The following is a 6,907-nucleotide window of genomic DNA, read 5'->3' on the forward strand; positions in this document are numbered from 1 at the left end:
CGTCCTTGGCTGTGTTTATGTCTGCGCTGCAGCGCGTACACTCGCGATGTCCACTACCCTCGTGGTGGGAAGCGTCGGAGGGGTAGAAGAGCAAGGCGGGTACGGGGAGGGCTCAGCGGTGGGCCAGCACGTTCACCACGCGGCCGTCGGGGTCACGGACGAAGAACCGCCGCACGCCCCACTCCTCGTCCCGCAGCGGGTGCACGATCTCCGCGCCGCGCGCCCGCATGACCGCGTAGGCGGCGTCCACGTCGTCCACCTCCACGCTCAGATCGGGCGTGACCGGCGCCGTCGCGTCACCGGTCATGACGCTGACCTGCGCCGCCGGGGCGGTCGGGGAGGCGAGCGTCACGATCCAGCCGTGGTCCATGACCTCCTCGAACCCCAGCAGCCCGTAGAACTCCCGGCTCTCCCCCGGGGCCCGCGACCGGATGTTGGGCACGACACGGCGAACAGCCATCCCACGACTCCCTTGCGCGAACGGATCCGGCTCCGCGCCGCACCCACTGCCGCCCGACCCTAACGCGCGGCCTCGCGCGGAGCTGTCGATCCGCGACCGGGTCCGTACGCTGATCCCACGGGTGCCGGGCCACCGACCCGCGCACCTCCTTCCCTCGCCCGGAGACCGGAGAAGCGAGCCGTAGATCACCGCGAGCGACGGGCGCCGGGCCACCCGACCGCACATCCCACACAACCCGCACCCTCGCCCGGAGACCCGGAGAAGCGAGCCGTAGTTCACCGCGAGCGACGGGCGCCGGGCCACCCGACCGCACATCCCACACAACCCGCACCCTCGCCCGGAGACCGGAGAAGCGAGCCGTATTCAGGAGGACAGCCGCTGTGAAGATGCTGATCAACGTGCCGGAGCGGGTCGTCGCCGACGCGCTGCGGGGGATGGCCGACGCGCATCCCGAGCTGGTGGTGGACGCCGAGAACCGGGTGATCGTGCGGCGGGACGCGCCCGTCGCCGGGAAGGTGGGGCTGGTCTCGGGCGGCGGCTCCGGGCACGAGCCGCTGCACGGCGGGTTCGTCGGGCCGGGGATGCTCGACGCCGCCTGCCCCGGGGAGGTGTTCACCTCGCCCGTTCCGGACCAGATGGTCCGGGCCGCGGCGGCGGTCGACAGCGGCGCCGGGGTGCTGTTCATCGTGAAGAACTACACCGGCGACGTGCTCAACTTCGACATGGCCACCGAACTCGCCGCCGACGAGGGCATCGAGGTGGCGCGGGTGCTGGTCCAGGACGACGTCGCGGTCACCGACAGCCTCCACACGGCCGGGCGGCGCGGCACCGGCGGGACGCTGTTCGTCGAGAAGATGGCCGGGGCCGCCGCCGAGGAGGGCGCGCCACTGGCGCGGGTCGCGGAGATCGCGCAGCGCGTGGCGGACTCCTCGCGCAGCTTCGGCGTCGCCCTCGCCGCGCCGACCACCCCCGCCAAGGGCAGCCCGACGTTCGACCTGCCGCCCGGCGAGCTGGAGCTGGGCATCGGCATCCACGGCGAGCCGGGGCGGGAGCGGCGCCGGATCATGACGTCCGGCGAGTTCGCCGACTACGCGCTGGACGTGCTGCTGGACGACCTGCGGCCGGACGCCCCGCTGCTGCTCCTCGTCAACGGCATGGGCGGCACCCCGCTGCTGGAGCTGTACGGCCTCAACGCCGAGGTGCGGCGCGTGCTGCGCGAGCGGCGGATCGCGGTGGCGCGTACGCTCGTCGGCAACTACGTGACGTCGCTCGACATGGCGGGCGCTTCGGTGACGCTGTGCCAGGTGGACGAGGAGCTGCTGCGGCTGTGGGACGCGCCGGTGAGCACGCCGGGGCTGCGGTGGGGCCGCTGAGAGGAGCACGGGTGGCGCACAGGGACGCCGGTTTCGTCCGGCGCTGGCTCACCGAGGCGGCGCGGGCCGTCGAGCGGGACGCGGACCGGCTGACGGAGCTGGACTCGGCCATCGGCGACGCCGACCACGGCAACAACATGCGCCGGGGCGCCCTCGCGGTCGTCGCCGCGCTGGAGAAGGAGCCCCGCACCACGCCCGGCGCGGTGCTGCTGCTGGCCGGGCGGACGCTGGTATCGACCGTGGGCGGCGCCTCCGGTCCGCTGTACGGGACGCTGCTGCGGCGCGCGGGCAAGGCGCTGGGCGACGCGGAACGGGTGGCGGACACCGAGCTGCGGGACGCGCTGCGGGGCGGCGCGGACGCGGTGGCGCAGCTCGGCGGCGCCGCGCCCGGCGACAAGACGATGCTGGACGCGGTGCGCCCGGCGGTCGAGGCGCTGCCGGACTACGCGGCGGCCGGGGCGGCGGCGGCGCGGGGCGCGGCGGACACCGTGCCGCTGCGGGCGCGCAAGGGCCGGGCGAGTTACCTGGGCGAGCGCAGCGTCGGGCACATGGACCCGGGCGCGGCGTCGGCGGCGCTGCTCTTCGGCGCGCTGGCCCGGGTGGCGGCGGCCGAGGCGGCGGCCGGAGGCGTGTCCGATGGCTGACCGGGCGCTGGTGGGGGTCGTGCTGGTCTCCCACAGCAGGGAGGTCGCGGAGTCCGTGGCCCGCCTGGCGGTGGCCCTGGCCGGCGGCGGGGAGACGGCGCCCGTGACGGCCGCGGGCGGCACGCCCGACGGGGATCTGGGCACCAGCTCCGAGCTGATCGCGGACGCGGTCCGCCGCGCGGACCGGGGCGCCGGGGTGGTGGTCGTGGCGGACCTGGGCAGCGCGGTCCTCACGGTGCGGGCGATGCTGGCGGAGGACGGTGAGCTGCCGCGCGACACACGTCTGGCGGACGCGCCGGTCGTGGAGGGCGCGGTGGCGGCGCTGGTCGGCGCGTCGGCGGGCGCGGACCTGGCGTCCGTCGTGGCGGCGGCCGAGGACGCGTACCGCTTCCGCAAGCTCTGACGCGCCCCGGCCGCCGGCTCTTCTACACCTCTCCGAGCCCCCGAGACAGGAAGAAATATCGGATGCCGGCTTCTTCTTTGACAAAAACAAAACTGACGCGCCCCGGCGGGGTGGTCAGTCCGGCGGGGCCGGGGCGGCGGGCTGGAACCAGGCGGCGGGCCGGTCGGCGGTCGCGAGCCCGATCCTGGCGAGGGCCGCCTCCGGCAGCGCGGGCCGCGCGTCGAGGGGGAACCAGCCGACGTCGAGGGACTCGTCGTCGTTGACCCGCGCCTCACCGCCGACCGCGCGACAGCGCAGACAGACGTCGAGGAACTGGCACTGGTCGCCGTTGGGGTACCGCACCGGGTCCATGGTCTGCACGAGCAGCAGGCGGTCGGGCACGCAGCGCACCGCCGTCTCCTCGAAGACCTCCCGGACGGCGGTGTCGGCGGGCTGCTCGCCCGGCTCGGGGATGCCGCCGATGATCGACCAGCGACCGTCGTCGACCCGGCGGTTGAGCAGGGCGCGGCCGTCGGCGTCGAGGACGACCGCGCTGACGCCCGGCAGGAAGAGCAGCCGGGGGCCGATGCTGCCGCGCAGGTCGCGGATGAAGTCGGGAACGGCCACGGCGGCGGGCTACGCGGCCCCGGCCGTCAGGAAACGGCCCTCGGCGTAGGAGAGGGCGGCGTCGGGCAGGGCGGCCGGGCGGCCGTTGGCGAAGACCGTCAGCCTCCCGGTGGCGGGCGCCGCCGGGTCGGCGGTCGCGCCGATGCGGCGCAGCGCCTGGGCGGCGACGGCGTCGGCCGAGCCGTGGAGCGTGACGGGGCCGCCCGTCACCTGGACCAGGTGGGCGCGGATCCGGGCGGCGACCAGCTCGTAGTGCGTGCAGCCGAGGACCACGGCGGCGGTGTCGGGCGGGGTGAGGTCGCCCGCCGCCTTGACCGCCGCGTCGACGGCGGCCTCGTCGGCGCGCTCCACGGCGGCGGCGAGCCCGTGACAGGGCACCGGCACGGCCCGCGCCCCGGCGCCGAACTCCTCGATCAGCCCCCGCTGGTACGGGCTGCCGGTGGTGGCCGGGGTGGCCCAGACGGCGAACGGCGTCCCGGACGCGGCGGCCGGCTTGACGGCCGGGACCGTGCCGATCACCGGCACCTCCGGCTCCAGTGCGGCGCGGAGCGTGGGCAGCGCGTGCACCGAGGCGGTGTTGCAGGCGACGATCAGCGCGTCGGGCCGCTCGGCGGCGGCGGCGCGGGCGCACTCCAGCGCCCGGGCGGCGATCTCCTCCGGGGAGCGCGGGCCCCAGGGCATGCCGTCCGGGTCGGACGACAGGACGAGGGAGGCGTCGGGCCGCAGCCGCCGGACCGCAGCGGCGGCGGCCAGCAGCCCGAGGCCCGAGTCGACCAGCGCGATCCTCATTTGCGGCCCGGGGTCCACTGCATGCCGAAGCCGTACGCGTGGTCGACGGTCCGCTGCGGGCTCACGCCGCGGTCCGGGATGAGGTACCGGGCCTCGCGGTTGACGACCAGCTCGCCGCCCTGGTTGGTGAGGGTCGCCAGGACACAGACCGGGGAGGGCACGGTGCACTCGTCGAGGAAGAACTCGATCGGCGCGCCCTGCTCGGGGGTGAGGGTGACGACCGCGCTGATGTCCTGGAAGCTGCTGGCGCCCGAGTAGATCGTCACGAAGATGACGACGCGCTTCAGGTCGCGGGTGTGGTCGAGGTTGACCGTGAGGTTCTCGCCCTGGGCGACGGCGCCGGTGCGGTCGTCGCCGTCGAGGTGGATGTAGGGCGGCTGGTGCAGGGAGCCGAACGCGTTGCCCAGCGCCTGGACGACGCCCTTGCGGCCGTCCGACAGCTCGAACAGGGCGCACAGGTCCAGGTCGAGGCCGCCGGAGACGGCCTTGGCCAGCCGTTCCCGCCAGCCGGAGCCGCCCTGCTTCTGGGCCGAGGTCTCCTGCCAGTTGAGGTTGACCCGCATGCGGCCGGAGGTGGCGCCCTGCTTCGCCAGGGAGATCTGCGGGGACTCCTTGGTGAGCGTGATCTTGCTCAGCCGCACGGGGCCGCCGGGCGCGGGAGCCGGGGCGGCCGGGGCGGCGGGCGGCGGGTACGCCGGGGTGCCGGGCGGCGTGGGCGCCGCAGGGGCGGGCGGCGGGCGTGGGGGGGGGGGGGGGGGGGGCGGGGGGGGGGCGGGGGGGGGGGGGGGGGGGGCGGCGGGCGCGGGCGGCGGCTCCTCGTCCACGCTGATCCCGAAGTCGGTGGCGAGACCGGCCAGCCCGGAGTCGTACCCCTGGCCCACCGCGCGGAACTTCCAGGCCCCCTGCCGCCGGTACAGCTCGCCCAGCACGAACGCGGTCTCGGTGCTGGCGTCCTCGCTGTTGAAGCGGGCGACCTCGACCCCGCTGTCGGCATCGGTCAGGCGCACGTGCAGCCCGGGAACCTGTCCGAAGGTGCCGCCGTCGGCGGAGGCGGCCAGGACCACGGTCTCCACGCCCGGCTCGACGGCGGCCAGGTCGACGGTCAGGCGGTCGGCGACGGCGCCGCCCTGCGGCTGCTTGCCCTCGTACCGCACGGCGCCGGAGGCGTGCCGGGGCTGGTTGTAGAAGACGAAGTCCCCGTCGGACCTGACCCTCCCGCCCACGAGCAGGAGCGCCGAGGCGTCCACGTCCGGCACTCCCGCGGCCGTGTTCCAGCCGATCTCGACGCGGACCGACCGGGCGGGCACCGGGACATTCGAGCCTTTGAGCATCGTGGGTTCCTCCGTGGGGCGGCCGTCGTCACACCGCCTGTTTCGCGGACATCGCCCACTATGCCATCCCCGCCGAAGTCCGTCCGGTCAGGCCCCTGATACAACATCACCGGGAGGACGATCGACCATTTCTCCGGAATTCTTTCGAATTGGGCACCCGACGCCCACGGTGCCACGGAAATGACCTTCTGATCGGTCTCCCCAACAACCACATCGTGGGCTTACCTTATGGGCCATGACGTCCCCGCGCCCCTACGGCAGTGCCTACTCGTCGCCGCCGTTCGCTGACACCCCGATCTACGACAGGCTGGTGGCCGAGCGGGGAACCCCGCAGATCGCGCCGATCCGGGTCCCAGCCGCCTACGACTCGCTGTCGTACCAGTCCGCCCCCGCGCCGCAGCCCGCGCTTCCGGCCCTGCCCGCGCTGCCCTCCGGCCCGTCGCAGCCGCAACCGCAGCCCGCGTTCCCGCAGGCCCAGCAGCCCGGTTACGCCGGCTACCAGGCGGCACCGGCACGGCAGCAGTTCCCCGGCGCGAACCCCCAGGGTCCCGCGCCGCACTTCCCGCAGCAGGCGACCGCGCCGCGGCCCTATCCGGGACCGCAGGCCCCGCAGGCGCCCGTGCCGCAGCAGATGCGCCCGGCCGCGCCCCGGCCGATGCCGCCGCGCCCGATGCCGGGCGGGTACCAGGGCCAGGCACCGGGCCAGACCCCCTACCCGGCGCCCACGCAGGTGCAGCCCCAGACGCAGCCGGCCGCCCCTCAGCACCAGTACCCGTCCCCCGGCTACTGGCAGCAGGAGCAGGGGGCGGGTTACTAGGCGGGGCGGCCGGGAGGTCGCGGCGGTCAGATCTCCACGTCCTCCAGGATGCCGAGGGCGTCGGGGACGAGGACGGCCGCCGAGAAGTAGGTGCTGACCAGGTAGGAGATCACGGCCTGCTCGTTGATGCCCATGAAGCGGACGTTGAGGCCGGGTTCGTACTCCTCGGGGATGCCGGTCTGACGGAGGCCGACGACACCCTGGTCGTCCTGGCCGGTGCGCATGGCGAGCACCGAGGTGGTGTTGTCGGCGGCCACGGGGATCTTGTCGCAGGGCAGGATGGGGATGCCGCGCCAGGCGTGCAGGCGGACGCCGTCGATCTCCGTGTGGCCGGGATGGACACCGCGGGCGTTGCACGCGCGACCGATGGCCGCGATGGCGCGGGGGTGCGCCAGCAGGTAACGGGTCTGACTATGATACACACCGGGAGCTGGCGACGCATGGGACACTGACGACACAGACGACTTACGTCCAGTGGAACAAA

At 74.8% G+C, this 6,907-nt stretch carries 8 protein-coding genes and 1 pseudogene; 4 read left to right on the forward strand and 5 right to left on the reverse strand.

Annotated elements, in window-relative coordinates:
- Window positions 1–112: 112 nt before the first annotated feature.
- Window positions 113–460 (reverse strand): VOC family protein, encoded by a 348-nt coding sequence (locus tag BN2279_RS10175; RefSeq protein ID WP_059008381.1) that lies wholly within the window; start codon window positions 458–460, stop codon window positions 113–115.
- A 380-nt stretch (window positions 461–840) separates the two neighbouring features.
- Between BN2279_RS10175 and dhaK the strand changes: the two genes are divergently transcribed.
- From dhaK to BN2279_RS10190, 3 genes are read left to right on the forward strand one after another with little or no spacing between them, the layout of a single operon-like run.
- Window positions 841–1,833, forward strand: a complete 993-nt coding sequence (gene dhaK / locus BN2279_RS10180; RefSeq protein WP_059008382.1) for a dihydroxyacetone kinase subunit DhaK — start codon at window positions 841–843, stop codon at window positions 1,831–1,833.
- Window positions 1,834–1,844: 11 nt separating this feature from the next.
- The gene (dhaL, locus tag BN2279_RS10185; protein WP_059008383.1) at window positions 1,845–2,477 is read left to right on the forward strand and encodes a dihydroxyacetone kinase subunit DhaL; all 633 of its coding nucleotides are present in this window, start codon (window positions 1,845–1,847) and stop codon (window positions 2,475–2,477) included.
- Window positions 2,470–2,880 carry a PTS-dependent dihydroxyacetone kinase phosphotransferase subunit DhaM gene (locus tag BN2279_RS10190; RefSeq protein WP_059008384.1) on the forward strand — a complete coding sequence of 137 codons (411 nt, stop codon included), beginning with the start codon at window positions 2,470–2,472 and terminating at the stop codon, window positions 2,878–2,880. Before dhaL ends, BN2279_RS10190 begins: the two co-directional genes overlap by 8 nt.
- A gap of 114 nt (window positions 2,881–2,994) precedes the next feature.
- Here BN2279_RS10190 and BN2279_RS10195 read toward each other — a convergent pair whose 3' ends face one another.
- The 3 genes from BN2279_RS10195 to BN2279_RS10205 are packed head-to-tail and all read right to left on the reverse strand — an operon-like array spanning window position 2,995 to window position 5,606.
- Window positions 2,995–3,486 carry an NUDIX hydrolase gene (locus BN2279_RS10195; RefSeq protein WP_059008385.1) on the reverse strand — a complete coding sequence of 164 codons (492 nt, stop codon included), beginning with the start codon at window positions 3,484–3,486 and terminating at the stop codon, window positions 2,995–2,997.
- A 9-nt stretch (window positions 3,487–3,495) separates the two neighbouring features.
- Window positions 3,496–4,275: a glutamate racemase gene (locus BN2279_RS10200; protein WP_059008386.1), complete on the reverse strand. Its 780-nt coding sequence runs from the start codon at window positions 4,273–4,275 to the stop codon at window positions 3,496–3,498.
- Window positions 4,272–5,606 (reverse strand): TerD family protein, encoded by a 1,335-nt coding sequence (locus tag BN2279_RS10205; RefSeq protein ID WP_059008387.1) that lies wholly within the window; start codon window positions 5,604–5,606, stop codon window positions 4,272–4,274. The genes BN2279_RS10200 and BN2279_RS10205 overlap by 4 nt, the downstream gene beginning before the upstream one ends.
- A gap of 235 nt (window positions 5,607–5,841) precedes the next feature.
- On the opposite strand from BN2279_RS10205, the gene BN2279_RS10210 reads away from it, so the two are divergent.
- A complete protein-coding gene (locus BN2279_RS10210) occupies window positions 5,842–6,423 on the forward strand; it encodes a DUF6643 family protein (RefSeq protein WP_079032049.1) in 582 nt (193 codons plus the stop codon).
- 26 nt (window positions 6,424–6,449) lie between these two features.
- Here the strand turns inward: BN2279_RS10210 and BN2279_RS10215 are convergent.
- Window positions 6,450–6,833 (reverse strand): annotated as a pseudogene (locus tag BN2279_RS10215) (Crp/Fnr family transcriptional regulator); the annotation flags it as partial.
- Window positions 6,834–6,907: the final 74 nt, after the last annotated feature.

It is taken from the genome of Streptomyces specialis, from assembly GCF_001493375.1.
Lineage (GTDB): Bacteria > Actinomycetota > Actinomycetes > Streptomycetales > Streptomycetaceae > Streptomyces > Streptomyces specialis.

Bases quoted from the DNA above. Each gene is read 5' to 3' on its own strand.
- BN2279_RS10200 (WP_059008386.1), bottom strand. From the start codon at position 4,275: ATGAGGATCGCGCTGGTCGACTCGGGCCTCGGGCTGCTGGCCGCCGCC.
- BN2279_RS10175 (WP_059008381.1), bottom strand. From the start codon at position 460: ATGGCTGTTCGCCGTGTCGTGCCCAACATCCGGTCGCGGGCCCCGGGG.
- BN2279_RS10205 (WP_059008387.1), bottom strand. From the start codon at position 5,606: ATGCTCAAAGGCTCGAATGTCCCGGTGCCCGCCCGGTCGGTCCGCGTC.
- BN2279_RS10210 (WP_079032049.1), top strand. From the start codon at position 5,842: ATGACGTCCCCGCGCCCCTACGGCAGTGCCTACTCGTCGCCGCCGTTC.
- BN2279_RS10190 (WP_059008384.1), top strand. From the start codon at position 2,470: ATGGCTGACCGGGCGCTGGTGGGGGTCGTGCTGGTCTCCCACAGCAGG.